Below are 26815 nucleotides of genomic sequence, written 5' to 3' on the forward strand. Positions count from 1 at the left end.
GAAAAGAGCATGAGTTTTAAGCAGCCCTGTATCCAAAAAAAAGGATTTCGATTTTGGGTGATTCGTGCTCGATATTAGAACACTAAAAAAAACGGAACGGATGAAAACCATTGAGATCTATTGTGAAAATAATCAAACAACAAAAGCTTATCCATTAGGGACAACACTGGAGGAAATTTCGAATGACCTTCAGATAAAGCTGCCGAATCCGGTTTGCGGAGCATTGGTTAACCACAAGGTGAAGGAGCTATCGTTCTCTGTGGTGAAGTCTAAGCGCATACGCTTTATTGATTATTCACACCCTGATGGGCGGCGCCTCTATACGCGTTCTTTACTTTTCTTGCTTTATGTGGCGGTGAAGGAAACCTTCCCGCAGGTAAAACTGAAAATTATGAATGGGATTTCGCAGGGCTATTATTGTGAACTCGTTGGACTGGAGCGACCGATTACAGATTCGGATATCTTCGAACTGAAAAGTGAAATGCGGCAATGGGTTGAGCTTGACTTGCCTATTGAAAAAAGAGGAATGCCTACTGCGGAGGCTGTCGACATTTTAAACCAGCAGGGTTTGGAGGAAAAGGCCCGCTTGTTTGAGCAGCAGGGAACGCTGTTTTCATATCTCTATTTTGTGAACGGCTTAGCCAACTATTTTTATGGTCACCATGTGCCTGCAACGGGTTACCTGACCAACTTCGGGCTGGAAGCCTATTTCGATGGCTTGTTACTGCAAGTTCCACAGCCGGATAGTTTCGATGAACTCTTTCCGGTAATTGAGCAAGAAAAGCTTTTTGGTGTTTTCAAGGAGCATAAACACCGGGCCAGTATTCTGGATGTTCCCGATTTAGGCAAGCTGAACGAGTATACTGATAAAGGGAAAAGTGGCGATATTATTAAGATTTCGGAAGCCTTGCACGAAAAGAAGATTGCCGAAATTGCGAATGAGATAGATGCTCATCGCGATAATATAAAGGTGATCCTGATTGCAGGGCCTTCGGCTTCCGGGAAAACTACTTTTACCAAGCGACTGGCGGTACAGTTGGCCGTAAATGGCTTGGTTCCCCATATGATTTCGCTGGATGATTATTTTGTGGATCGGGATAAAACTCCTTTGGATGCGAATGGCGAATTCGATTTCGAAGCCTTGGAAGCTATCGATATCCAATTTTTCAATGAACAGCTTTTACAGCTTTTTAATGGCGAAGAAGTTGAATTGCCTAAATTTAATTTTGCGCTTGGTAAGCGATTGAATTCGGGAGAAAAACTTCGCTTGGGCGATGGTCATTTGTTGATGGTCGAAGGTATTCATGGAAATAACCCGGGACTGACTCCCCACGTGAATGAAGGGCAAAGCTTCCGGATATTCTTGTCTGCACTAACTCAAATTTCTTTCGATGACCATAATCATATTTCAACGACCGATAATCGGTTAATTCGCAGGATGATTCGCGATAGCATGTACCGTGGGTACTCAGCTGCAGAAACCATTAGGCGCTGGCCGAGTGTGAAGAATGGCGAAGAGAAAAACATCTTTCCTTATCAGGAGAATGCGAATGTGATGTTTAATTCAGCCATGGTGTATGAATTGGCTGTGTTGAAAAAATATGCCGAGCCTTTACTGAAAAATGTGCCGGAAAACCAAGTTGAATATAGCGAAGCCAATCGCCTGCTGAAATTCTTCAGCTACATCAAAAGTATTGATGATTTCGAGATTCCGCCGACTTCGCTCATCCGTGAGTTTCTTGGCGGAAGTAGCTTTATGTATTAACTTCTTGAAATATAGAATTGAAGAGGTGGCTCGTAGAGTCGCCTCTTTTTGCTTGTGGCTGTTAATGCCTGAAATATTTCTAGAAAACTTTAAAGGATTCAGGAGTTTTTATACCTTTGGCAGAAATTTTAGAATATGGAAGTACGTGATCGCATAATAGAAGAAGCCACTCGCTTGTTTTTCAAATATGGTATCCGGAGTGTTACCATGGATGATATTGCTGCGGGTATTGGAATCTCGAAGCGGACGGTTTACGAGAACTTTAAGGATAAGACGGAGCTTGTTTATACCTGTATGCGTGATTTGATGCAGAAACAGGATAAAATAAACCAAGAGGTAATGACCAATTCGGCCAATGTGATAGAAGCCCTTTTAACTTCCATGAAGTATGGTATTAAAGCTATTAATATGATTAGCCCGTTATTTTTTCATGATTTGAAAAAGTATTATCCGGCAATTTGGAAGCCGCTTCATGAGGAGAATCAAAAAAAGAATTACAATCAGATCTATACACAACTTCGAAAGGGGATTAATGAAGGCTTGTTTCGAAAAGAGATTCATGTGGACATTGTTTCCAAGTTGTTTTATGAACAGATTAACCTGATTTCAGATGAAGCTGTTTTTCCTCATGATGAATATGTATTTGCTGATTTGTTTAAAAGTCTGATGATTAATTTCATACGGGGTATCTCAACTCGTAAGGGAATCGATTTGGTAGACGAAATGTTGCGCTAGTTTTTTTTGCGCTTGAGAAAACTGTAAAAAATACGAAAGTTTTCGGGGTTTATGATCGATAATAAAAAAATAATAGAAAAGACCTATCAACTTTACCTGAAGTATGGGATTAAAAGTGTTAGTGTCGACGAGATTGCCGCGATGCTCGGTATTTCCAAAAAGACGCTTTATCTCCATATCCGCAGTCGGAATGAGTTGATCCAAGAAGTCGTGGAATATGGTAAGCTTAAATTTGTGTCAGGCTTGCGGCAGGCCATTGCATCGGAAGAGGAAGTGCTTCCTCAGTTGGCCCAGTTCTTTCTATACGTAATCCGGATTGTTCGAAAGACAAATCCATCGTTCTTGCCCGATCTCAAGAAAGTTAGTCCGATCCAGTATCAGGCGGTTGATGAATTTCGAAATGATCAAATTTATGAGCTTATTCGTCCGATCATTGAGCGGGGGATTGAACAGGGGCTCTTCCGACCAGATCTCGATATTCGTTTTGTTTATCTCAATCATATTTCCAAAATGTCCGAAAGGTTATCTCGGACTTTACCCACTTATAATCAGGCGATCTTTAGTGATTCCATGTATCGTTTAATCTTAAATGACTTGATTGGGATAAGTACGTTAAAGGGGCATCAGCAGATTGAAAATCAATACAGTGACTTGCTCTTGCTGAACCAGCACGAGCCGTTTAACATTAATTCAGGAAACAATTAAAATAATTAACAATGAGTAGAAAGCAAATTATCTTGTTTGTTCTGGCGTCGTTCTTGCTTCAGGGAGCGAAGGCCCAGGATAAACTTTCCATTGACTTGAATGAGGCGAAGCAACATGCTTTGCAATTCAATAAAAACATCCAGAATTCAGCGCTTTCGGTACAGCTGTCGCAGGAGCAACTGAAGCAGGCAATTGCTGCTGGATTACCCCAGGTGGATGCCACCGCCGATTATAACAATGCTTTGGGAGCTGAAATCTCCATTCAGTTTGCCGAGGGGCAACCGGCATCTCAAATTCCGATTGATCCAACCAGTAGTTTTAACTTAACGGTTGGGCAGTTGCTTTTTAGCGCCAACTATTGGGTTGGGGTTCAAACAGCCAAACTGTACCAAGAACTTTCGGAAAAGAGCCAGACTAAGACGGAACGGGATGTCATTAGTCAGGTGGTTGAAAGCTACTACTTGGTGATCGTGTCAGGTGAAGCACTTGAAATTTTGCAGGAGAATGTGAATAACCTACAAGCAGTTTATGAAAAAACGGCTCCTTTGGTTGAGTTTGGGATGACGGAGAAAGTGGAGCTCGATCAATTGTCGGTTCAGTTGAATTCACTTAAAAATGCAATGAAATCGGCCGCAAGACAGCATGTGATGGCGCAGAATATGTTGCGGCTGCAGTTGGGCGTTGAAGCTGATATGGAGTTGGAATTAACCGAAGAGCTTGACGAATTGCTGTCCGGCGAAGATTTTGACCAAGGCCTGACCGGTGGTTTTGATCTTGCACAGAATATCGATTTCCAACTGATGGAAGCTCAGGGGAAGGTTCAGGAAAAACAAGTGGATATGCAAAAAGCGAATTACCTGCCAAGCCTATCCAGTTATTATTCTTTTAATCACAAGATATTAAAACCTGCTTTCGATATGGCTCCCACGCATATGGTTGGTCTGCAGATGAATATTCCGATTTTTTCGAGTGGTGAGCGAAGAGCTAAGGTGCGTGCCGCTAAAATTGATATGGAAACCTATCGGAATGAACAGGCACTGCTGGAAGATCAATTGTCGATTCAATACAAGCAGTTAAGTTTTGATCTGAAGAGTGCCTTGGAGAATTTCATAAATCAACAAAATAACATTGAAGTTTCACGAGCGGTTTATAAAAACTTAAAACAAAAATATGACCAGGGAATGATCTCCAGCCTGGAGTTGACAAGTGCCGACAACAATTACCTCAAAGCCGAATCAGACTTTTTGCAGGCAGCATTGGAGCTGCTGCAGGCTCAAAACCAATTAAACACCTTAACAGGAAAACTTTGATAAACAATGAGACAAATTAGCATGAAACGATTGAATTACAGTATAGCTCTTGGAGCATTAGGTTTACTTAGCTTGGGAGCCTGTTCTTCTGGACAGGAGAAAAAAACGGATGTAAGCACTGAAGTGGCAGCCGAAAGGGTCCGGATAACCAGTTTGAAAGTTGAGGAAATTACCCGTACTGTGGAATATACGGCAACATTGGAACCCTTTAAAGAAGTGCATATGGCTCCAACATCTCCCGGACGTATTGAGCATATCCGGGTTGAACTTGGAGACCGGGTGAAAAAAGGGCAAGAGCTGGTACGAATGAATGATACCCAGCTCATTCAGGCAGAAATTCAACTGAATAACCTAAAGGCAGACTATACGCGGTTGGATACGCTGAAGAAGCTGGGAAGTATTGCTCAACAACAATACGAACAGCTGCAGGCGCAATACGACGCTGCTAAGGAGAATGTGGATTTCCTTAGGAAAAATACCGTTTTGGAAGCTCCTTTCAATGCTGTCATTTCCGGAAAGTATTTTGAATCGGGCGAGATGTACTCCGGGGCGCCTGTTGCAACTGTTGGTAAAGCTGCGATTTTGTCGGTTATCCAGGTTGATAAGCTAAAAGCAATTGTTAGTGTATCTGAAAAATATTTCCCAAAAGTTGAACTGGGAATGTCGGTGTCGCTGTGTTTTGATGTGTATCCTGACGAAACTTTCGAAGGTGAAATCTTTCGAATTGCACCGACCATTGATCCGCAAAGTCGCTCATTCGAGGTGGAAGTAAGTATTGATAATCCTAAAGGGCAACTGCGTCCGGGAATGTTTGGCCGCGTAACGGTTGGTTTGGAGCAGACTGATGCCATTGTTTTGCCGGCTTTGGCGATATTGAAGATGCAAGGTTCGAATCTGCGCTACTTATTTGTTGAGGAAAACGGTCGAGCTAAGCGTGTTGAAGTTCAACTGGGAAAACGATTTGATGATAAGGTCGAGGTTCTTTCTGATCAATTGAAGCTTGGCGACCATATTGTTATTGAAGGACAAGCCCGGTTGCTGGACGGTGGCTCTGTTGAAGTTGTAAACTAGCCGCATCAGAAACATTGTAGAATTTAATACACAACAATTATGAGTATATATAAAAGTGCGGTCGACAAACCAGTTACAACTTTCATGATTTTTGTTGCTATCATGGTTATGGGGGCCTTTTCGCTTATCAATATTCCGGTCGATTTATATCCGGAAATGGAGCCTCCTTATGTTTCTGTGATGACGACTTACTCTGGAGCCAATGCTTCGGATATCGAAAGTAATGTAACCAAAGTACTGGAAGATGTCCTGAACTCGGTGGATAAACTCAAGGAAATTTCATCAACATCGTCAGATAATATTTCGGTTATTTCTCTTGAGTTCGAATGGGATGCCAACTTGGATGAGGCAACCAATGATATCCGGGATGTGATTGACCGGAGTTTGGATAATCTTCCGGATGGAATCGACCGTCCAACGATATTTAAGTTTAATACGAGTATGTTTCCAATCCTGTTTTATGCCATTACAGCAGAAGAGTCGTATCCGGGATTGGAAAAACTGATTGACGAGAAGGTGATTAATCCACTAAACCGGGTGGATGGAGTAGGATCGGTTGCCATGGTAGGAACACCTCAGCGTATGGTTTATGTCGATGTTGATCCGAAACGCCTGGATGCTTATGACCTGACGCTGGAACAAATTGGTTCTATTATTTCGGGCGAAAACCAAAACCTTCCGTTAGGGAATGTGAAAATGGGTAAGATTGATTACCAAATTCGTGTTCAGGGAGAGTTTTCTGAAAGTGAGCGAATCAAAAACTTGGTAGTTGCTAGTAGAGCTGGCAAACAAGTTTTTGTGCGCGATATTGCAAGCGTGCGCGACACCTTGAAAGATGTTACACTGGAAGAGCGGATTAACGGGGAAAACGGGGTGCGACTGTTTGTGATGAAGCAGTCGGGAGCCAATACGGTGAAAGTTGCACGGCAAATCAAAGACCGGCTGGAAGAGTTGAAACCAACCTTGCCGGCCGATGTGAAAATTAAGGAAATTTTTGACTCGTCAACCTTTATTAAAGGATCGATCAGCAACCTGTCGTCAACGCTAATGTATGCCATGATTTTTGTGGTGTTGGTGGTTTTATTCTTTTTAGGACGCTGGCGGGCTACCTTCATTATTGTGCTTACGATTCCAATTTCGCTGATTGTCTCGTTTGTTTACCTCTACCTGACAGGCAGCTCGCTGAATGTGATTTCGCTGACCTCACTCTCGATTGCCATTGGAATGGTGGTGGATGATGCTATTGTGGTATTGGAAAACATTACCCGGCATGTGGAGCGAGGAAGTAGTCCGCGGGAAGCTGCCATTTATGCTACTAACGAAGTTTGGATGTCGGTTATTATTACCACTCTGGTGGTGGTGGCTGTGTTTTTCCCTCTTACCCTTGTTTCGGGGATGACCGGCGTATTGTTTAACCAGCTGGGATGGATTGTCACCATTACCGTAGTTACGTCAACCTTGGCCGCTATTTCGCTAACTCCGATGTTGGCATCGCGGATGTTAAAGCTGAGCAAAAAGCAAAAACCTCGCCGGTTCTCCTGGGAGAATACCATTGAAAAATGGCTTTATAAATTCGACTTGATGTATGAGAACTTGTTGCGTCGATTGTTGCATTACAAATCGGTGGTTGTTATCAGCACTTTTCTGGTGTTCTTTGCCTCCTTATTCCTGATGAAATATATTGGAACCGACTTTATGCCGGAGTCGGATGAAAGCCAGATTCAGGCCAATATTGAGCTGCAAACAGGTTTGCGGGTTGAAGAAACCTCAAAAGTTACCCGAAAGCTTGAATCACTTATTCGGAAGCGGTACCCTGAAGTCGAATTGATTTCCTCTTCGTCCGGAGCTGATGATGAAGGTGGATTTATTTCGATGTTCAGTACTACCGGGTCCAACATTATTAACCTCACGCTACGGTTGAGCGATATTGACGAACGAGAGCGAACAGTGTGGGTTATTGCCGATGACTTCAGAGAGCAGATTGCTTTGTTTCCGGAAGTGGTAAGCTCCACCATTTCAACCTCCAGTCAGGGGTTGGGCGGTTCAGGTAATATGGTTGAATATGAAATATACGGGTACGATTTTGATGTGACCAACTTGTATGCAGAGCAGGTGTTGGATCGGTTGAAACGAATGGATGGTGCACAGGATGTAACGATCAGCCGCAAAAATGATAAGCCTGAATTGCAAATTGTGTTGGATCGAAACAAGCTGTCAGAGCATGGCCTGACTACAGCGCAAGTATCCATGTTTATTCGTAATCGGATCAATGGTTTGGTGCCATCCTACTATAAGGAAGAAGGGGAGGAATATGATATCAAAATCCGACTGGAAGAAAAGTACCGCAATTCGATTTCTGATATTCAGGAGATGACGATTATGACACCAACCGGACAAAAGATTAAACTGAAAGAATTGGGCAAGATTGAAGAGTACTGGTCGCCACCGAGCATTGAGCACAAACGCCGCGAACGCTTGGTAACCATTTCAGCATCGCCCGATCGTATTTCGTTGGGAGAACTGGCTACGCGGATTAAAACCGAAACGGCTCAGCTTGATACGCCTCCTGAGATTGTCGTTTCGGTTGGTGGTGCCTACGAAGATCAGCAAGAATCGTTTATGGACTTGGCCATGTTGTTTAGCTTAAGTTTGATTCTGGTGTTTATCGTCATGGCCTCTCAGTTCGAGTCGTTGCGGATGCCGCTGATTATTATGTTTTCGATTCCGTTTGCCTTTACCGGGGTCATCTTAGCCTTGGTGATTACCGGAACAACCTTGAGTGTCGTCGCTGCATTGGGAGCTGTGCTATTGGTTGGTATTGTGGTGAAGAACGGAATTGTATTGGTCGACTTTATTAACCTGATGCGGGACCGTGGCGTGGAACTCTATGAAGCCATTGCCCTTTCCGGAAGGTCGCGCTTGCGTCCGGTGTTGATGACTGCTGCCACTACAATTCTAGGAATGCTGCCTTTGGCCATGAGTACTGGAGAAGGAGCTGAAATATGGCGCCCGATGGGAATTACCGTTATTGGAGGATTGGTATTCTCAACCCTCGTGACCATGGTGATTGTGCCTGTGATGTATGCCGTATTAGCCAGCCGTGGCGAACGCCGGAAAAAAGAAAAAGTTAGAGAACAGTTTATATTTATGGACAAGTAAAACAGAAAGAGATGAAACGACCATGAATTATAATTCTCCAGTGTATACATCTGGAATGATTTATACCGGGCAGTCGGAGCATGGGCGTTTTATCTTACACAAAGGAAACCCTCAATTTTAATAACATGAAAGCCGTATTTATTGCATTTAATCAAGCCAATACCGAACGTGTAGAGTACATGCTGGACCGCCTTGACGTGAGAGGCTACACTTGGTGGAACGACGTACTTGGGCGCGGATCGGTTGATGGAGAACCCCGCATGGGAACTCACACCTGGCCCGAGATAAACTCTGCCGTACTCACGATTGTAGCCGATGAACAGGTAGATATCCTTTTGGAAAAAGTTAAGAAATTGGACGAAGTTAATAAGGAAGTGGGCGTACGAGCCTTTGTTTGGGACGTTCTTAAATCAGTATAAATCACTCTTTGTCATGGCCCTTCCTGATCATCTTTCGATGAAAGGGGAGGGCTTTTTGTTTGCTGATGTTGGCGTGCCTTTATTTCCGAATGAAATTTGTTCTCATCACTTTCGGAAACAAAAACGTTTGAAACACCCCACGACTAAGCATAAACAACATCATGGCCAACCAGAGAGCATGACTTTCTAAAAAAGGCTGCAGCAGAAAATAGCTTGGGAGAAAAACGAATAAGCTAGCGCCTAGCATGCTGTTGCGCATTTCTTTCGAGGCTGTGGCGCCAATATAAATTCCATCCCAAATGAAGGACGCAAACGAAAGCAGGGGGAGTAGAACCAGCCAGAATCGAAAGTTAAGAGCTGTTTCAATTAAATCGGTTTGGTTGGTAAGCACCTCTAAAATAAGTCGGTTGGCAAACAGGTAAATGAGTGCAAAAGCGAAGGCCAGCAGGCCACCCCAGTAAAAGAGCAAACGAGTAACGCGTAGAAAAAGGGTTCGGTTTTGTTCCCCTTTGTACCGACCGGCAAGTGCTTCGCCGGCATAGGCAAAGCCATCAATGAAAAAGGCAAAAAACAACAAAAACTGAATGAGAATGGAGTTGACTGCTAACATGTGATTGTTGATGCTGGCCGATTTCGACGTGAAAAAAGTGAAAACAAAAATCACACAAAAGGTGCGGATGAAAATGTCGGAGTTGACCCGAAAAAAGTTTTTCATCGCCTTGGGATCAATAATGGCTTTCCAGTTCCAGGGTTGAATCAGCTGGCGATACGATCTGAAAAACAGAAACAAGCCAAGCGCAACGCCAAGATATTGTGCCAGCACTGTTCCAAGAGCAACTCCGGCTGAGTTCATATGAAGTGATTTGACAAACAGAAAGCTTAGCACGATGTTGAAAACATTGGCTGCAATGGAGGTAATCATTGGAAGTCGGGCATTCTGCATGCCCAAAAACCACCCATTAAGTACGTAGAGTCCTAGGGTGGCTGGCGCTGCCCAAACTCGGATTCGGAAATATTCACGCGCAAGCGATTCGACTTCGTCACTTCCATTGATCAATTGAAAACTCAGCCATTCAATCGGAAACTGCAGGATAAGAATGATTAGTCCAATAAAGGTGGAAATCAACATGGCGCGTAGCAGAATGTGATAACTTTCAGGTGTATTTTTTTCGCCATAAGCCTGAGCGGTAAAGCCACTGGTACCCATGCGCAAAAAGCTGAATCCCCAATAAATAAAGTTGAAAATAACGGTTCCCAGCGAAACGGCACCGATAAAGACTTCAGAATCCAGATGTCCCATCAGAGCCAGATCAACGAGGCCCAATAGTGGAATGGTGACATTACTGACGATGTTGGGAAGGGCTAAACGGAGGATTCTTCGGTTCACGATTTTTTTTGTGCAAAGGAACAAAAAATATTTTGGGCGCTAAACGCTCCTTTTCGATGACAGAAACTTACTTTCGCTCAAGCCAAGGTAGCCATCTATCCGAGCCCATAGGTTTAGTTGTTCATTCGTTGAAACTTATCGGGTGAACCTATCTGGCATAGATATTTTCAATAAAATTAGGTCTAATCTTATTTGGATCGAAACAATTTACCCCTTAGTTTTGTATATAAAGATAAACGAATCCGAAAATCACAAAATAAAATTAATATGGCATTTGAATTACCAAAATTAAGTTACACATACGATGCTCTTGAACCATTAATTGATGCTCGCACCATGGAAATACACCATAGCAAGCACCACGCTGCTTATACAAGCAAGCTGAACGATGCAGTTAATGGAACCGAGCTGGAGGGAAAATCAATTGAAGAATTGCTGGCCAATGTGTCATCACACTCAACAGCCGTTCGGAATAACGGTGGTGGTTTTTACAACCACAATTTGTATTGGGAAGTTATGGCTCCGGGTGGTGCTGCCCAACCTGAAGGAGATTTATTAAAAGCTATAACTGATTCTTTAGGGTCAGTCGATAAATTTAAAGACGCTTTTGCCAACGCAGCTGCAACCCGATTTGGTTCAGGTTGGGCTTGGTTGGTAAAGCAGGGTGATAGTTTGGTTGTTTCATCAACACCCAATCAGGACAATCCATTAATGGATGTTGCTGATGTAAAAGGGACTCCAATTCTTGGAATTGACGTTTGGGAACATGCTTATTATTTAAAGTATCAGAACAAACGCCCCGACTACATTGAGGCTTTTTGGAAAGTCATCAATTGGGATGAAGTAGCCAAACGGTTTAAAGGTTAGTTGATTTTTGGTTTTTTTCCCCGAAGCAGAGGCTTCGGGGTTTTTACTGCCCTAAAGTTAGTGATCTGATTAAAAAACAAGAACGTTCTTTTGCGTTCTTCAAACTTGTCATGGTTAATCCATATTTATTTTTCATACCCGTTCGAATACACTCCTCCTTCTCCTCATTTTTCCATCAATATTCCATTTTATTTCGATTCGGAAACTATGCAATGGCCTAGTAAATAGCTGTGTATGCGAAGTTTTGAGGCAAAATTTTAATTGATTTTGTCAGCTGGAATAAACAAAACAGCTATCTTTTTATGATGCCGACCACCATATCGTCGAACTAATTGCCCGTAATAGTCTGGCAATTCCGAGTCTCGATGCCATCGATTATTACGCTTTTCTTTTGATTAATGATGCTTGGAGGGCCGTTGAGAATATCCAGAATACAGTTCAAGTACTTCAGCAACTTTCAAGTTTTGAAAATCGGAGTAGCGAACTGGCCTTTGTGGTTGAATACGGAAAAATCAAGCAAGCTCAATCATGGTAATTTCGGGTAAGATTCCCAATCGTCCCTGATATCCGATGAACCCAAATCCACGGTTGACATACAAATACTGGTTTTGTTGTTCATACAGACCTGCCCATTGATCGTACACATATTGCACCGGACTCCACTTGAACCCGGGAATATCAATGCCGAACTGCATGCCGTGGGTGTGTCCGCTCAAGGTGAGTGTGATATCGGGAAAATACTGACGAACTTCGGCATCCCAGTGCGAAGGATCATGGCTCAGCAATATTTTCAAAGGAATATCTTTCCCTTCCAATCCAGCAACCGCTTTTTGCAGATCGCCATATTTTGGAAATCCGGCCTTTGCTCCCCAGTTTTCAATGCCGATTAAGGCTAGCTGCTGATTGTCCCGCTCCAGCACCACATGCTCATTGAGTAGCAAACGCCACCCCATCGTTGCATGATGTTGTTTCAGTTGTTTTAGGTTTTGTTGCTTGCTTTCTTCGGATGGCCACGAAACATAATCGCCATAATCGTGGTTTCCCAAAACGGAATATACGCCCATGGGGGCCTCCAACTTTTTGAATACGTCAAGATAGGGCTCAAGCTCTTCGGCTTTGTCGTTGACCAGGTCGCCCGTAAATAAAATCAGATCAGGTTTTTCTTTCATAATGGTAGCCACCCCTTCGGCTACGGCTTCCAGGTCATCAAAACTGCCGGAGTGAATATCTGAAATCTGGATGATGCGTAAGCCTTTAAAGGCCTCGGGAAACGAGTTGGCATCCAACCGGACGCGCCTGATTTGGTAGCGGTACCGGTTAGTCATGCCGTACACCAGCCCCGAGGTGAGTGCAGCTCCCATCAGTAAAGCAGTTTGAGAGATAAAACTAAACCGGCTGATAAAGCGGGATCCATCGGCAGAAGGAGCACCGGGACTGCTTTTAAATGATAGGAAAAACTTAACGACATTGGGAAGTAGTAGTAGCAGGTCGCCTACGAGCATAATGGCTGCAATCAGTACTTTGCCCAGAAAAACACCAATGAGCATATTCACCAGGTATTTAACGCCAATCGAGGGCCAGGAAGTTCGGCCCCAATGCGGGAAAGCCCACAAACTCCATAAAGTAGCCAAAGATACGAGCAGGTAAAGGCCAAATAGCCACCACTGAGTCCCAGTGTTCGTTGGTCGCAAAACGGTTCGTAAGGCAACAAAGGAATAGTATTCGACGGCCAAAATAAAAAGGCCAAAAATCAGAAATTGTTTGCTAATCATCTTCGTGTTTTCTGGGGTGCTGTATTCATGTTCCTTGTGAATATCATGCAGGGTTGAAATAGAAACCAACAAAAGCGGAACTTTCAATAGTAACAAGCATATTCGCCGGATAGTTGTGTCATGAGGATGAATCTATAACGAAACGGAGTGGCTAAACTTGAGATCTTGGTCGTTTTATGTCACAGTCTCCAGTAAGCTTGATTTCCCCCCAAGAGTCCAACATTCTAGGTCATGTATTTCGAACCTCTTTTTATTGTTTATTTGGAATCTTTTTAAATAGCTGTCTGTGGCTTTTTACTTCAAACTTTTTGGGCTTACTTCATGTTAGAAAGACAAAAATCAAGCAAAATATCTAACTTTTAAATTAAAGATTATGTCATTTGAATTACCCGTGTTACCCTACGCCAAGAATGCGTTGGAACCATACATTAGTGAGAAAACCCTGGAATTTCATTATGGGAAACATCACCAGGCCTATGTAAATAATCTAAACGGATTGATTCAGGGTACGAAGTTTGAAAAAGCAGATCTGGAGACGATTGTGAAAGAGGCCGATGGAGGCATTTTTAACAATGGCGCGCAGGTTTGGAATCATACATTTTATTTCATGCAGTTTGCTGCAGATGGCTGCGCTGAGCCTAAAGACGCTTTGAAAAAGGCAATTGAAGCTGAATTTGGTTCAGTTGAATCGTTCAAGGATGCTTTTTCGAAAGCTGCAGCTACCTTGTTTGGGTCAGGCTGGGCATGGTTGGTTAAAGATGCTGCAGGTAAGTTGAGCATCGTTCAAACCAGCAATGCGGCTAACCCGCTGCGCGATGACTTAACTCCACTGATGACTTGCGATGTGTGGGAACATGCGTATTACCTGGATAAGCAAAATGCTCGTCCGAAATACATTGAAGATTTTTGGAAAGTATTGGACTGGAAAGTAATTTCAGAACGTTTCTAGAATTGGAACGATGAGAGCAGAACAAGCACTGGAGGCTTTAATTGGCGCAGAAAAACCATAAAAAGCAGGAGAGATTGTGGAAGTGTCAGGTCTGGAGATGAAGGACGTGGATAAAGCCATGAAGGAACTGAAGGCCAGGGGGCACATTGTTTCACCCCAGCGTTGGCATTGAGAGCCCAAAAATAGAAAAAGGGGACCATTGAGGTCCCCTTCTTCGTTTGCGAGTATTTGCTATTAATTTACCTGAAAATTAATGTTTATAACCCATGCTAAAGGTTCAATAAGAAATTATTTTTTGAGCAAAGATTCCATCTCTTCTAGTGTTTTTCCTTTGGTTTCCGGAACCATTTTCCACACAAAAAAGAATGAGAGTAAACTCATGGCTCCGTAGAAACAGTAAGTCATGCCGCTGCTGAATTCCATCATGGCGGGGTAGGTTGAAGAAATAAAGTAGTTGGCTGCCCATTGTGCGGCAACAGCTATTGCCACTGCTTTTCCACGAATTTTGTTAGGGAAAATCTCAGAGATTAAAACCCAGGTAATCGGTCCCCACGACATCATGAACGAAGCGGTGTAGATTATGATGAACACCAGCGTGCTGATGCCAATGATTTGCATGAAGGCCAGCGTTCCGATGGCGAACATGCCGATGGCCATGCCAACCGAACCAATCATCAGTAAAGGTTTGCGTCCCCATTTGTCAACTGTTACAATGGCCACGACCGTGAAAACCACGTTCACCAGTCCCATAACTACCGTTTGCAACATCGATGCATCTTTTTCGGCTCCCATACTTTCGAAAATTCGAGGGGCATAGTACAGCGCCACATTGATGCCGACAAATTGTTGGAATACCGATAGCAGAATTCCAATAATGATGATGATTTTTCCATAGGCGAACAATTTGGCTGATGATTTTTGGACTGTGCCTTTAATGTCCTGAAGAATTTGTTGTGCCCGTTCTTTACCATTAATTTTGGTAAGAATCGCAAGCGCTTCATCGTCTTTATGATTTAAGGCCAGGTAACGAGGGGTTTCAGGAACAAAGAACAGGAGGAATCCGAAAATGCCTGCCGGAATGGCTTCCGAAGTAAACATCCGACGCCAACCAACGGTGTTAATCCACTCCAAGGTTTGTCCATTGGCAATGCCCCAGTTCACGAAGTATACCACCAACATTCCGAAGATAATGGCAAACTGGTTTATAGAAACCAGGCGTCCGCGAATATCAGCCGGGGCAATTTCGCCAATATACATGGGGCAAACAGCCGACGCTAATCCAACGCCAATGCCGCCAATGATCCGGTAAAAGTTAAACATGTAGAGCAAACCCATGGTCGGTTCTCCTTTGGTGAAAAAGAGGAACTCCGGATTCCCAGAGCCCAAGGCACTCAGGAAAAAGAGTAAGGCAGCCAGCATGAGTGATTTTTTCCGTCCAAGATGCTTGGCTAGCAAACCAGATAACCCACCACCAATAATACAACCGATCAGAGCACTGGAAATGGTGGCTCCATGCACCCAGGAACTGAGTCCGAGTCCGTTGATCAGAAAGGCTTGAACTGATTTTTCTGCTCCGGAGATGACAGCCGTGTCATACCCAAAGAGCAAACCTCCTAGCGTTGCCACCAAAGTGATGGCAACGATGTAGAGTGAGTTTTGTCCTTTCATACGCTTAGATGTAGCAGTTGATTAGTTGTTCCAGCATTTCTTGTTTGCCGCTAATCTGTTGGGGCTCTCCAACTTCTTTGGCTACCGTATACAGATCTTCAAGACTTAATTTTCCGGCATCAAATTCGGCGCCCTTACCTGATTCGAAAGACACATAACGCTCTTTGCGTAATTTCAGGTAGTCTGATTCTTTCAGAATTTTATCAGCAATAATCAAGGAGCGAGCGAAAGTGTCCATTCCGGAAACGTGAGCGATGAAGATATCATCCAGATCGGTAGAGTTACGGCGCACTTTGGCATCGAAGTTAATCCCTCCGTGGGTGAACCCTCCGGCGCTGATAATTTCCAACATGGCTTCGGTTGTCTCGTAAATATTGGTTGGGAATTCATCCGTGTCCCAGCCATTTTGGTAATCCCCTTTGTTGGCGTCGATTGATCCTAACATGTTGGCATCTGCTGCCATGCGCAATTCGTGGGCAAAAGAGTGTCCGGCCAAAGTTGCATGATTGACTTCGATGTTGATTTTGAAATCATCAGCTAAGCCATTCTTTTCCAGGAACCCCAAAATTGTTTGCGTGTCGTAGTCGTACTGGTGCTTGGTGGGTTCCATTGGTTTTGGCTCAATTAGGAAAGTCCCTTTAAATCCTTGCTTACGACCATAATCGCGTGCCATGCGAAGGAATTGTCCCATGTGGTCCAGTTCTTTTTTCGTATTAGTGTTTAGCAGACTCATGTAGCCTTCGCGTCCTCCCCAGAATACATAACCGGTTCCACCCAAGGCGATGGTGGCGTCAATGGCATTTTTGACCTGAACGGCCGCATTGGTAACTACATTGAAATCAGGATTGGTTGAAGCTCCATTCATGTAGCGAGGATTTGAGAACACGTTGGCTGTTCCCCAAAGAAGTTGAGTTCCGGTTGCTTGCTGGCGTGCTTTTGCTTCATCGACCATTTTTGCCAGGCGTTGCTCAATTTCAAAAACCGAACCGTCACCCACCACATCAACATCGTGGAAGCAATAAAAAGGAGCACCAATTTTAGTGATGAATTCAAACGCGGCATCCATACGCTCTCTAGCAGCATCCATTGGATTTGCAGCGCCATCCCATGGGAAAACTTTGGTTCCTGGTCCGAACGGGTCACCACCATCACCACAGAAGGTGTGCCAGTAGGCCACAGCAAAACGCAGGTATTCTTTCATCGTTTTACCGCCAACAACACGGTTTTCATCGTACCATCTGAATGCCAGTGGACTTTTTGATTCTGGCCCTTCGTATTTGATTTTATCAATACCTGGGAAATACTCTTTGTTTCCTTTAAATACAGTCATGTTTTATTTTTTTTATGATTATTCAATCTTTTTATATTCAGAGTCAGAGATTATTTGTTGCTGCATTGGCAGCTACCTATTATGTCGATTGACGTTTGACTACCAAAGATTTTCACCGTAGGACCATCCTTTGCGGACAGGCTCTTTAATGTAGTCGTCTAATTCTGGTCGGTTCGTGACTTTCATATTTTCAGCATCGTACTCAAGTCGTCCTCCAAATCGTTGGGCCAAAACTCCAACTTGCGCCATTTCCATAAGGCTGGCTGAATAGTCAAAGTTCGAACCCGGCAAGGTTCCATTTTTTATGGCGTCAACCCATTCTTGTACTGGCTTCTCTTCTCCAACTCTTGGGATCGTTTGGGCCGGGGGATTCTTCAAGAATTCTTTCATCTCTTCTTCAGGAACCAACAGGCGTGCGTCGTTGGGTCTGCCACCTGTGATTAGCGTTTTTTTATCACCAATCATAATCATTCCACTTCCTGGTAATTCGTCTACGCCCCATTCTGGTCTGATTGCTGGTTTCTCAAAGCCTTCGTACCATTTCAGGGTCACCGGAGCTTTGTTGCCACGTGCAGCAAACTGCCAGGTAACTAACGATTCTTCAGCAACAAAACTGTGATCAGGAACAGGATTAGTGACAATGGCATCAACGGTATGAGGTAAGCCAAGGTCCAAAGCCCAGAAAGGAGCATCAAGCGTGTGGCAGCACCAGTCGCCTAATTTCCCGTTTCCATAATCGTAAAAGCCTCTCCAGGTTCTTGGAGCGTATAATTTGTTGAACGGACGTTCAGGTACCGGTCCTTGCCACAGATCCCAGTCTAGTCCTTCGGGTATTTTATGTGCTTGCGGTGGAAAAGTGGTTGGTTTGCTAAAGTAGCCATCTTTTTCAAAGTTAATTTTACCTTGCCAGGCAATCACTTCTTTTACTTCTCCGAGTACGCCAGCTTCATACCACTCTTTTGTCAATCGGATTCCATTTGTGGTGTGTCCTTGATTTCCCATCTGAGATACAACACCATAATGTTTGGCTGCTTTTGTTAAAGTGCGTAATTGCCAAATATTGTGCGCGAGTGGTTTTTCTACAAACACATGTTTGCCCAACTCCATGGCAGCCATTGCGGCAGGAAAGTGCGTGTGGTCAGGGGTGGCAATGATGACGGCATCAATGTCGTTTGCCATTTCGTCAAACATCACTCGAAAGTCTTTATACTTTTTAGCATTGGGACGTGCTTCAAATCCTTTTGCAGCCATCCGATCGTCAACATCACACATCGCGACAATACTTTCTGCCGGAACCTGGGTCCACGATGCGGCCCCTCGTCCGCCAACACCAATTACGGCAATATTTAACCTGTCGCTTGGTGAGCAACTAATCATGTTAGGAATGAATATGGCGCCTGCTGCCGCTGCAGAGGCTGCTTTCATAAAAGATCTTCTAGAAAGGTTTTTCATTGGTATGCGGTTTAGGTTTAAACTAGTTTGTATTAAATCACTTTTTCAAGTTCTGTTTTCCATCGTTCGTAGGCTCTTTGGTATTGATCCGTATTCACACCAGGCTCGATGGTTTCCAGTTTAGTCAGGTTTTTAAATGCTTCTGCAGCTGATTGGTAATAGCCTGAACCAATCCCGGCGCCTCGCGCGGCACCTACTGAGCCATCGGTATTGTATAATTCGATGGTTGCTCCGGTAATGCCAGCCAGCGTTTCTCTGAATATTGGGCTGAGAAACATGTTGGCTTTTCCGGCCCGAATTACTTTTGCATCGATACCAATGGTTTTCATCACTTCCATGCCATATTTAAATGAAAATACGATTCCTTCCTGGGCCGCGCGGAATATATGAGCTTGAGAATGAATGTTGAAGTTGATGCCGGCAAAGGTGGCTCCCGGATTTTTGTTTTCCAGTACGCGTTCTGCACCATTTCCAAAAGGAAGAATGCTTAAGCCTTCAGATCCGGCAGGAACCGTTGCGGCCAGCTCATTCATCTTTTCATAGGAGAAAGCGCTGTTGCCTACTTGGCGGTTCAGCCATGAGTTCAGGATTCCGGTTCCGTTAATACAAAGTAGCACGCCCAGTCGATTGGCTTCAGCTGAGTGATTTACATGGGCAAAGGTGTTGACACGTGACTTTGGGTCGTAAGCTACTTCTTCGCTTACTCCGTATACGACTCCTGATGTGCCAGCTGTTGTGGCGATTTCTCCCGGATTCAGCACATTTAGCGAAAGCGCATTATTGGGTTGGTCGCCTGCCCGGTAACTTATTTTTGTGCCTTTAGCCAGACCCAGCTCGCGGGCTGCCTGCTCGCTCACTTCACTTTGAACGGAGAATGTTGGTACAATTTCGGGAATGAACGAAGCTTCAAATCCGTAGTAATCCATCACCAGCCTGGAGACTTCGTTTTGCTGAAAGTCCCACAAAATACCTTCGGATAAACCGCCGGCCGTGGTTTGTATATCGTCACTGAGCTTCATGGCAATGAAATCACCGGGCAGCATTATTTTATGTATTCGGCTGTATTGTTCCGGTTCGTTGTCCTTCACCCATTTCAGTTTCGAGGCAGTAAAGTTGCCCGGCGAATTCAGTAAGCTTTGCAAGCATTGCTTTTCTCCTATTTCTTTTAGGGCCTGATCGCCAATGGCAGCTGCCCGGCTGTCACACCATATAATGGATGGGCGAATGACCTTCTGCTTACGATCAACCATCACTAATCCGTGCATTTGGTAGGAAATACCAATGGCGTTGATATTTGTCGGATTTACGTTGGATTCTGCCAGCACATCCTTTAAAGCTAGTTTGAGGTTTTTCCACCATTGCTCCGGATCTTGTTCAGCCCAGTCAGCTTGTTTGGCAACAATTTTCATTTCCTGCTTAGGGTAGAAAGAGGATGCGATACATGCGCCTGTTGCGCCCGCTATTAGTGAAACTTTGACAGATGAGCTGCCGATATCAAAGCCGAGTAGATACATAGTTGAGTGCTTATCGTAAGTTTAAATCTTCTATTCAGACCGTTCTGTTCTGGTATGTTGTGCAAATCTAGAGACAGATAGCCCGATTTCAAAGCAACTGGAATATGTTATAAAACAGAATTTCTTATAATGAACTACGTACCTTCAGACTTGTAGGAACACAATAGTTAATTGGTTGCCCATTGGTTACAAATTCAGCTGCTTTTCGTCCCATTAGTTCAAAATCAGTCGAAATTACAGTTATTCCGTCTTTGACATATTTTTTCATTGGTGTTTCATTGTATGAAATCACGCCCACTTCTTTGCCGGGTGTCAGTTTCTTTTGGTCACATTGGTCGAGAAAGCGGGCTAGCATGCGGTCGCTCACCATCAGATACAGGTCGCCTGGTTGAATGTCCAGTTCTTTTGACTTTTTCATGACTTCGGATTGGATGTCATGATCGTTGCAAAACTGGTCGAAATAAGCAATAGATTCCTGCGGATGATCGGTAAACTCAGGGTACAGATAGATGAAACGTTTGTATTTGCGAATGAAATTGATGTTACTTTTGAACGATGTGTATAAAGTTTTGCCAAAATCCTGATACACGGCTGAGTTGTCTTTTTGAGCGCGGATTTTCCAGTCAATGATCAGGAGTTTGTCTTTGGGAATCCGCTTGATGATTTCCGGCACCCGTTCATGATCAAAATTCATCACAATGTAGTTGGTGTATTTTCCAACACTTTCCTTAAGGATTGTTTCAAATACGTTGATGTTGTAGTGATGGAAGTGCAAATCAACGGTAATATTTTCCGGCAGATTTTCCAAAAAGGATCCGTACAAAACTTCTTTGTACGCTTTAAAGGTGTCTAAAAACAGAAATACCTTGGTGGTGGCTTTGGCTACAAAATAACCTTTGTTGGGCACCGACTCAATCGTTCCTCGGTTCTTTAATTCGGCATAAGCCTTAAAAACCGTATCGCGCGACAATTCACTCTCTTTGCACAACTGGTTTACCGAAGGCAGTATATCGCCAACCTGCAATAGGTTTTTGCTGATGGCTTCCGTAACAGCGTCAATCAGTTGTTGAAACTTTAGCTGATTTGAAGCCGGATCAATTTTGAAATGAAATTTGCTCATGAAATTCAGTGTCTTAAGTGTTCTGTTCTGGTATGCAAACTTATGAAACAATTTAGAAAATGTTCGTATTTTATTCGTTTTTCTGCGGGTTTTTTCCCGTATGGAAATTTAAGTTTGATTGAAGTTGCTTGCCAATGGCGTGACCAAGCCATTGATATGTTGTTTTCGCTGAAGGGTAATATTTGTGTGTTAGGGGCGTTTAAGAGGGAAAGGATAAGTGGAGAGGATTTTTTTAATAGGTACTTTAAAGTTTAGTTAATTCGGTATGATCTCCCTTGTCCTTTTTTACTTTTCAGCATAAGACAAGGTATTTCCTCATATCCTCAAAATAATGCAGCATCCGGTAATCAGTTCCATTTTTTTATCTTGCGCATGGTTTTCATCGATCAAATAAAAATCAAACAACATGTTAAAAGAATTGATTCTGAAAAACAGAAGTTACCGGCGGTTTTTGGAGCGCGAACGCATAAGCAGGAAACAGTTGAGTGCATGGATTGATTTGGCGCGCTGTTCGGCAAGTGCACGCAACGCGCAATCGCTAAAGTATGTTTTAGTGACGGAAGAGGCAAATTGTGAAAAACTGTTTCCTCTGCTGGCCTGGGCCGGGTATCTGAAAGATTGGCCTGGGCCGGCAAAAGGAGAGCGGCCAGCTGCCTACCTCATCATGCTAAATGACCGGGAAATAAGCGAAAACTATTTCTGTGACCACGGCATTGCTGCTCAGAGTATTTTGCTGGGAGCTGTTGAGGAAGGCTATGGCGGTTGCATTATCGCAGCGGTGAACCGGAAAAAGGTGAGTGCACTTTTCGAATTGAGTAATCGTTATGAGGTGCTGCAGGTGCTGGCTTTGGGAAAACCCGACGAGGAAGTTATTCTGGAAGAAATGGTCAACGATGACTACAAATATTGGCGCGATGAGCGAGGGGTACACCATGTCCCCAAGCGAGCTTTAGAAGATTTGATTTTATCTTGAAAAAACAGAGGCGATTTTGAAAGAATATCGCCTCTGCTAAATTTAAAACCTAACCTCTAAAAAACAGTGCTTTTATGATATGATTTGCCATTTGTGGGTTTTCCTTTAAACGGCGGGTCGAGTAGTTAAACCACTGTTCGCCAAAAGGAACATAAACCCGCATCTTATGACCAGCCTGAACAATTGAATTTCGCAGTTCGGGAGTTACGCCATAGAGCATTTGAAATTCATACATCGACTGAGGAACCTGGTATTTTTCAATTAATTTGATGGCTTCTTCTACCAGGTATTTGTCGTGGGTGGCAATGCCGGCATACATCTTATTTTTGAACATGAATTCCAGATCGTCCAGAAAATGGGTTCGAACTTCCTGGTAATCTTTGAAGGCAATTTCTTTCGGCTCAACATAAATACCCTTGCATAAGCGGAAGTTCAGGGGATGTCCGTTGGATGGGAATTTACTCAAATCTGTCAGATCCTCAATTGTACGCCGAAGATAGGCTTGAACGACAAGCCCTATATAGCCACTAAATTCCTTTTTCAGTCTTTTAAAAAGCAGCAACTCAATGTCGACACATTGCGAGTCCTCCATGTCAATTCGGATGAAATTGTTTTTTTCAGCCGCTTTGGAAACTATTTCCCGCAAGTGTTGGTAGCAGGCTTCCTGATCGATCAGCAATCCAAACATGGTTGGCTTTAAAGAGAAGTTGCCTTTTATATTTTCATTGGTAAAACGTTCAATGATTTCCAGGTACTGGTTTTTGTTATCTTCTGCTTGTTCCAAACTGGAAGTGAACTCGCCCAGTAAGTCGATGGTCACTTCAATGTTTTGTTCATTCAACTTGCGGGAAACCCTCAGACCATCCTCAATGCTTTTTCCGGCGATGTATCGCTTACTGAACTGCCAAATCAATTTTTTTGGCATGTAAGGAAGTATATTTGCAATCATTTTATTCAACATGTTCTTTTGCTAGTTTAGTTAATATGGTTTTTCACTAACCTAAAATACGTATTCAGGGCACTCTGTATCAATGATGTTTGTCAGCGAAAAGTCATGATTTTGCGCATGTTTTCTCTGCATATGATCCTACTGGGAGTCTTAAAAAAATATTGCATTAAAGCTGAAAAGCTGATTTTAAATTTTTATTTTTGGCTCAAATTATATTGAAAGGGAAAGCATTTGAAAAGGTTGATGCTTGATATTCGTTGATTGAAATGACGAAAGATTAAGCCCGATCAAATGGCATTTTGGTATTCTTTCTGAAAAAATTAAAACTAATTAGAACAAAATGAAAAATTCTTCATTGATCCTGAACTTGGTTTTGACTGTTGCAGTCATTGTGATTTATGTGTTACATTTTAGTGGAAAAAGTGCCGGAGAAGGTAGTCATGATAATTCATCGACTGCAGGCTCAACTTCTGATTTAAAGATTGCTTATGTCAAGGTTGATTCTCTGATTATGAATTATGATTTAGCGGAAGAATTACACGATACATTCACAAAAAACCAGGAAGCCTATACCAAAGAGTACACGGACAAACGTTCGTCTTTTGAAAAGCGTGCTGCTGCTTTCCAGGAAAAAGTACAGCGTGGTGGTTTTTTAACTCAGGATCGTGCCATCCAGGAGCGTGATCGTCTGGTAGGTGAAGAGCAGGAGATTTTAACTCTGGACCAAGAGCTTTCTACAAAACTATCAGAAATGCAGGCAGCTAATAATCAGCAATTGATTGATAGCTTGATGGATTATTTGAAAGAGTATAACGAGGATAAAAAATACAATTACATTTTGAATGCGGGCAATGTGCTGATTGGTGATGACGCGCATAACATTACCAAAGAGGTATTGGACGAGTTGAACCTGCGTTACAAGAATAAATAAGAAACAAAATAGTCATTTTACGGCTGATTGAATCCGGACTTTGTCCGGATTTTTTTTATCCCTAACTTTCCTGCATGACTTTTGCCAACCGCTACATTCAACGCAATATTAACTACCCCGCATGGGTTTCAGAGATGCCCGCAGCAGACCTGGGCATGATTGTGGTAATCCCCTGTTTTGACGAACCGGATATTTTGCGAACGATTCATTCGCTGGCTGCTTGTCAGCCGCCCAGGCAACAGGTTGAAGTGATCGTTGTGGTGAACCAGTCGGAACATAGCCCGGAGACGGTGACCCTTCAGAATCAACAAAGCATTCAGGAGCTGGAAGCCTGGCAGCAAAGCGAGACACCGGCTTTTTTTCAGCTTCATGTTTTGGTTCCGCCACCTTTTCGGAAAAAGCATGCCGGGGCCGGACTGGCCCGCAAAACCGGCATGGATGAAGCCATCCGACGCTTTGCAGCAATCGATAAGGCCGATGGGTTGCTGATCTCGCTGGATGCGGACACACTGGTTGCTCCCAATTACTTGGTAGCCCTTGAGGAGCATTTTCAGAAGGCCCCCAAGGATGTTGCAGCAACACTGAAATTTGAACATCGGATTTCGGAATTGGAAGAAGAGCGGCACCGGCAAGGCATGCAACTGTACGAAACCTATTTGCATTATTACAAGCAGGCGATGGCCTTCACAGGCTTTCCGCATGCGATTTACACCATCGGTTCAGCCTTTGCTGTGCGCGCCGAAGCGTATGTGAAGCAGGGTGGGATGAACCGTAAACAGGCGGGCGAGGATTTTTACTTTTTGCATAAACTGGCGCAGGCGGGCCACATTGGCGAAATTAACCAAACCTGCGTTTATCCTTCGGCACGCATCTCGCACCGGGTTCCGTTTGGTACCGGGCCGGTGCTCAGGAAATGGCTAGAGGGGGACGAAAGTCTGACGCAAACCTACAACTTTCAGGCCTTTCAGGATTTAAAGCAACTGTTCGACCTGTTGCCAGGGCTTTATGCCGCTACCAATATCCAGGCGCTGTTGAACCAGTTGCCAGCGCCTTTAAAGGCTTTCCTGACAGAAGATGGGTTCCTGGCCTCGCTGGAAGAAGTCCGCGCCAATGCTGCACGTTATAGCAGTTTTCACAAACGCTTTTTTGCAAATTTCAATGCGTTTAAAATGCTGAAATTTCTGAACTTCACCCATCCTCACTGCTATCCTTTGCAGGATTTGGATGAAGCTTACCGGCAACTCAAGCAAACTTGAATGGCCTGATAAGCGTGTGATGTTTATTTCATTGCTATTCCTCGGGCGTTTAAGCCAGCTGTGCAGCTGTTTGCTGAATCAAGGCCCAGGCTCGTTCTACATGTTCTTGCCGGGTTTGCGTTTGTCCCACACTCATGCGAAGCCAGAATTGCCCATTCAGAACGGTATGTGTCAGAAAGATTTTACCACTTTTATTTAGCGCGTTCATCAGCTCCTTATTGAAAGCATCTCCTTGCTTATGCCGGAAACAAACCAGGTTGAATGGCGGTTGGTTCAGCAATTCGAAGTCTTCCGATTTATCAACCCAGGCAGCCAGCTCTTTTGCCAGGCGGATGTGCTCACTGATGTGGTAGCGCAGTCCTTCCAGGCCATAATGCCGAATAACAAACCACAGTTTTAATGCCCGAAAACGACGCCCCAGCTGGATGTGCCAGTCGCGGTAATCAATCACGGCTCCTTTTTCGCTTGCTTCATTTTTAAGGTATTCCGGCAGAATGCTTAAGGTTTTGATCAGTACCGCTTTGTCGGTAACATAAAAGCAGTCGCAGTCAAAGTTGGTAAATAGCCATTTATGGGGATTGAAGGCGTAACTCTTGGCCAATTCTAGGCCATCGAATGCGGCGCGGTACTCGGGACACACGGCGGCTGATCCGGCCATGGCGGCATCAATGTGAAGCCAGATGTCGTAACGGCGGCAGATTTCTCCAATGGCCCGAATCGGGTCAACAGCGTTGGAGGAAGTGGTGCCAATGGTTGCGCAGGCAAAAAACGGGATAAAGCCTTCCTCCAGGTCCTGCTTGATCTGCTGTTCCATTTTCTCCGGATCCAGGGCGAAGTTTTCATCCACCTCCACAATGCGCAGGTTGCGTTCACCAACGCCAATCACTTTAATGCCTTTCTCCAGCGAAGAGTGTGTTTGCGACGAGGCATAGGCTACAATCTTGGGGCAGCCTCCCAGCTTGTTGGTTCCGAAATTGGTTTTCATTTCGCGGGCACAAAGCAAGGCGGTAATCAGCGCGTTGGAGGCGGTGTCCTGAATAACCCCGCCACCGTTGTTGGTGGTTTTAAACGCCTGTGGCAAGCCCATCATGTCAACCAGCCAATCCATTACATGACTTTCCAGCTCGGTGCAGGCGGGGCTGGTGGCCCACAGCATGCCTTGAACGCCCAGTCCGGCCGAAAGCAGCTCGCCCAGAATGGATGGTCCGGAGGTGTTGGACTGGAAGTAGGCAAAGAAATTGGGGGATTGCCAGTGGGTGATTCCGGGCATAATGAATTGTTCCACATCCTTCATCATGGCATCAAAGCTTTCGCCTTTTTCCGGCGCATTGGGCGGCAGGTTCTTACGAACATCACCGGGGCTTACCTGCGATAAAACTGGATAGTTTTCGACTTGCTCATAGTAGTCGGCGATCCAGTCAATAAGTTTTTTGCCCTCCTCGCGAAATTGCGCCGGGCTCATATGGTAGTTTTGTGTTGTCAT

At 44.1% G+C, this 26815-nt stretch carries 22 protein-coding genes; 13 read left to right on the forward strand and 9 right to left on the reverse strand.

What is annotated here, in order from left to right; genetic code table 11:
- Positions 1-100 precede the first annotated feature (100 nt).
- The 7 genes from ACUNWA_RS02715 (at position 101) to ACUNWA_RS02745 (ending at position 9164) form a co-directional block, all read left to right on the forward strand.
- Positions 101-1765: a nucleoside kinase gene (locus ACUNWA_RS02715; protein ID WP_445590344.1), complete on the forward strand. Its 1665-nt coding sequence runs from the start codon at positions 101-103 to the stop codon at positions 1763-1765.
- 135 nt (positions 1766-1900) lie between these two features.
- Entirely contained in the window at positions 1901-2500 is a 600-nt protein-coding gene (locus tag ACUNWA_RS02720; RefSeq protein WP_445590345.1) for a TetR/AcrR family transcriptional regulator, read from the forward strand.
- Between the two features lie 51 nt (positions 2501-2551).
- The gene (locus ACUNWA_RS02725; RefSeq protein WP_445590346.1) at positions 2552-3205 is read left to right on the forward strand and encodes a TetR/AcrR family transcriptional regulator; all 654 of its coding nucleotides are present in this window, start codon (positions 2552-2554) and stop codon (positions 3203-3205) included.
- An 11-nt stretch (positions 3206-3216) separates the two neighbouring features.
- Entirely contained in the window at positions 3217-4515 is a 1299-nt protein-coding gene (locus ACUNWA_RS02730) for a TolC family protein (protein WP_445590347.1), read from the forward strand.
- 21 nt (positions 4516-4536) lie between these two features.
- Positions 4537-5586: an efflux RND transporter periplasmic adaptor subunit gene (locus ACUNWA_RS02735; protein ID WP_445590348.1), complete on the forward strand. Its 1050-nt coding sequence runs from the start codon at positions 4537-4539 to the stop codon at positions 5584-5586.
- Between the two features lie 39 nt (positions 5587-5625).
- Positions 5626-8745 (forward strand): efflux RND transporter permease subunit, encoded by a 3120-nt coding sequence (locus tag ACUNWA_RS02740; RefSeq protein WP_445590349.1) that lies wholly within the window; start codon positions 5626-5628, stop codon positions 8743-8745.
- Between the two features lie 125 nt (positions 8746-8870).
- Positions 8871-9164 (forward strand): PG0541 family transporter-associated protein, encoded by a 294-nt coding sequence (locus ACUNWA_RS02745; protein WP_445590350.1) that lies wholly within the window; start codon positions 8871-8873, stop codon positions 9162-9164.
- Positions 9165-9243: 79 nt separating this feature from the next.
- Here the strand turns inward: ACUNWA_RS02745 and ACUNWA_RS02750 are convergent, their stop codons facing one another.
- Entirely contained in the window at positions 9244-10551 is a 1308-nt protein-coding gene (locus ACUNWA_RS02750) for an MATE family efflux transporter (RefSeq protein WP_445590351.1), read from the reverse strand.
- Positions 10552-10818: 267 nt separating this feature from the next.
- Here ACUNWA_RS02750 and ACUNWA_RS02755 point away from each other — a divergent pair, with 267 nt between their 5' ends.
- Positions 10819-11418 carry a superoxide dismutase gene (locus tag ACUNWA_RS02755; RefSeq protein ID WP_445590352.1) on the forward strand — a complete coding sequence of 200 codons (600 nt, stop codon included), beginning with the start codon at positions 10819-10821 and terminating at the stop codon, positions 11416-11418.
- Between the two features lie 512 nt (positions 11419-11930).
- On the opposite strand, the gene ACUNWA_RS02760 is transcribed toward ACUNWA_RS02755, so the two are convergent.
- On the reverse strand, positions 11931-13190 hold the full coding sequence (locus tag ACUNWA_RS02760; RefSeq protein WP_445590353.1) for a metallophosphoesterase: 1260 nt from the start codon (positions 13188-13190) through the stop codon (positions 11931-11933).
- 373 nt (positions 13191-13563) lie between these two features.
- Here ACUNWA_RS02760 and ACUNWA_RS02765 point away from each other — a divergent pair, with 373 nt between their 5' ends.
- Positions 13564-14139: a superoxide dismutase gene (locus ACUNWA_RS02765; RefSeq protein ID WP_445590354.1), complete on the forward strand. Its 576-nt coding sequence runs from the start codon at positions 13564-13566 to the stop codon at positions 14137-14139.
- A 288-nt stretch (positions 14140-14427) separates the two neighbouring features.
- Here the strand turns inward: ACUNWA_RS02765 and xylE are convergent, their stop codons facing one another.
- The 5 genes from xylE to ACUNWA_RS02790 all read right to left on the reverse strand — a co-directional run bounded on the left by xylE (position 14428) and on the right by ACUNWA_RS02790 (position 21223).
- Entirely contained in the window at positions 14428-15807 is a 1380-nt protein-coding gene (gene xylE / locus ACUNWA_RS02770; RefSeq protein WP_445590355.1) for a D-xylose transporter XylE, read from the reverse strand.
- Positions 15808-15811: 4 nt separating this feature from the next.
- Complete coding sequence (gene xylA / locus ACUNWA_RS02775) at positions 15812-17137, reverse strand: xylose isomerase (RefSeq protein ID WP_445590356.1); 1326 nt, start codon at positions 17135-17137, stop codon at positions 15812-15814.
- Between the two features lie 99 nt (positions 17138-17236).
- Positions 17237-18589 carry a Gfo/Idh/MocA family protein gene (locus tag ACUNWA_RS02780; RefSeq protein ID WP_445590357.1) on the reverse strand — a complete coding sequence of 451 codons (1353 nt, stop codon included), beginning with the start codon at positions 18587-18589 and terminating at the stop codon, positions 17237-17239.
- 32 nt (positions 18590-18621) lie between these two features.
- Positions 18622-20103, reverse strand: a complete 1482-nt coding sequence (locus tag ACUNWA_RS02785) for a xylulokinase (protein WP_445590358.1) — start codon at positions 20101-20103, stop codon at positions 18622-18624.
- A 124-nt stretch (positions 20104-20227) separates the two neighbouring features.
- Positions 20228-21223: a GntR family transcriptional regulator gene (locus ACUNWA_RS02790; protein WP_445590359.1), complete on the reverse strand. Its 996-nt coding sequence runs from the start codon at positions 21221-21223 to the stop codon at positions 20228-20230.
- A 42-nt stretch (positions 21224-21265) separates the two neighbouring features.
- On the opposite strand from ACUNWA_RS02790, the gene ACUNWA_RS02795 reads away from it, so the two are divergent.
- Positions 21266-21478 carry a hypothetical protein gene (locus ACUNWA_RS02795; protein WP_445590360.1) on the forward strand — a complete coding sequence of 71 codons (213 nt, stop codon included), beginning with the start codon at positions 21266-21268 and terminating at the stop codon, positions 21476-21478.
- A gap of 151 nt (positions 21479-21629) precedes the next feature.
- Positions 21630-22196 (forward strand): nitroreductase family protein, encoded by a 567-nt coding sequence (locus ACUNWA_RS02800; protein ID WP_445590361.1) that lies wholly within the window; start codon positions 21630-21632, stop codon positions 22194-22196.
- Positions 22197-22245: 49 nt separating this feature from the next.
- Here the strand turns inward: ACUNWA_RS02800 and ACUNWA_RS02805 are convergent, their stop codons facing one another.
- On the reverse strand, positions 22246-23121 hold the full coding sequence (locus tag ACUNWA_RS02805) for a proline dehydrogenase family protein (RefSeq protein ID WP_445590362.1): 876 nt from the start codon (positions 23119-23121) through the stop codon (positions 22246-22248).
- A 364-nt stretch (positions 23122-23485) separates the two neighbouring features.
- On the opposite strand from ACUNWA_RS02805, the gene ACUNWA_RS02810 reads away from it, so the two are divergent.
- The gene (locus tag ACUNWA_RS02810) at positions 23486-24076 is read left to right on the forward strand and encodes an OmpH family outer membrane protein (RefSeq protein ID WP_445590363.1); all 591 of its coding nucleotides are present in this window, start codon (positions 23486-23488) and stop codon (positions 24074-24076) included.
- Between the two features lie 74 nt (positions 24077-24150).
- The gene (locus tag ACUNWA_RS02815; protein ID WP_445590364.1) at positions 24151-25332 is read left to right on the forward strand and encodes a glycosyltransferase; all 1182 of its coding nucleotides are present in this window, start codon (positions 24151-24153) and stop codon (positions 25330-25332) included.
- A gap of 49 nt (positions 25333-25381) precedes the next feature.
- On the opposite strand, the gene ACUNWA_RS02820 is transcribed toward ACUNWA_RS02815, so the two are convergent.
- A complete protein-coding gene (locus ACUNWA_RS02820; RefSeq protein WP_445590365.1) occupies positions 25382-26815 on the reverse strand; it encodes a pyridoxal-dependent decarboxylase in 1434 nt (477 codons plus the stop codon).

The organism is Sunxiuqinia sp. sy24 (assembly GCF_052677165.1).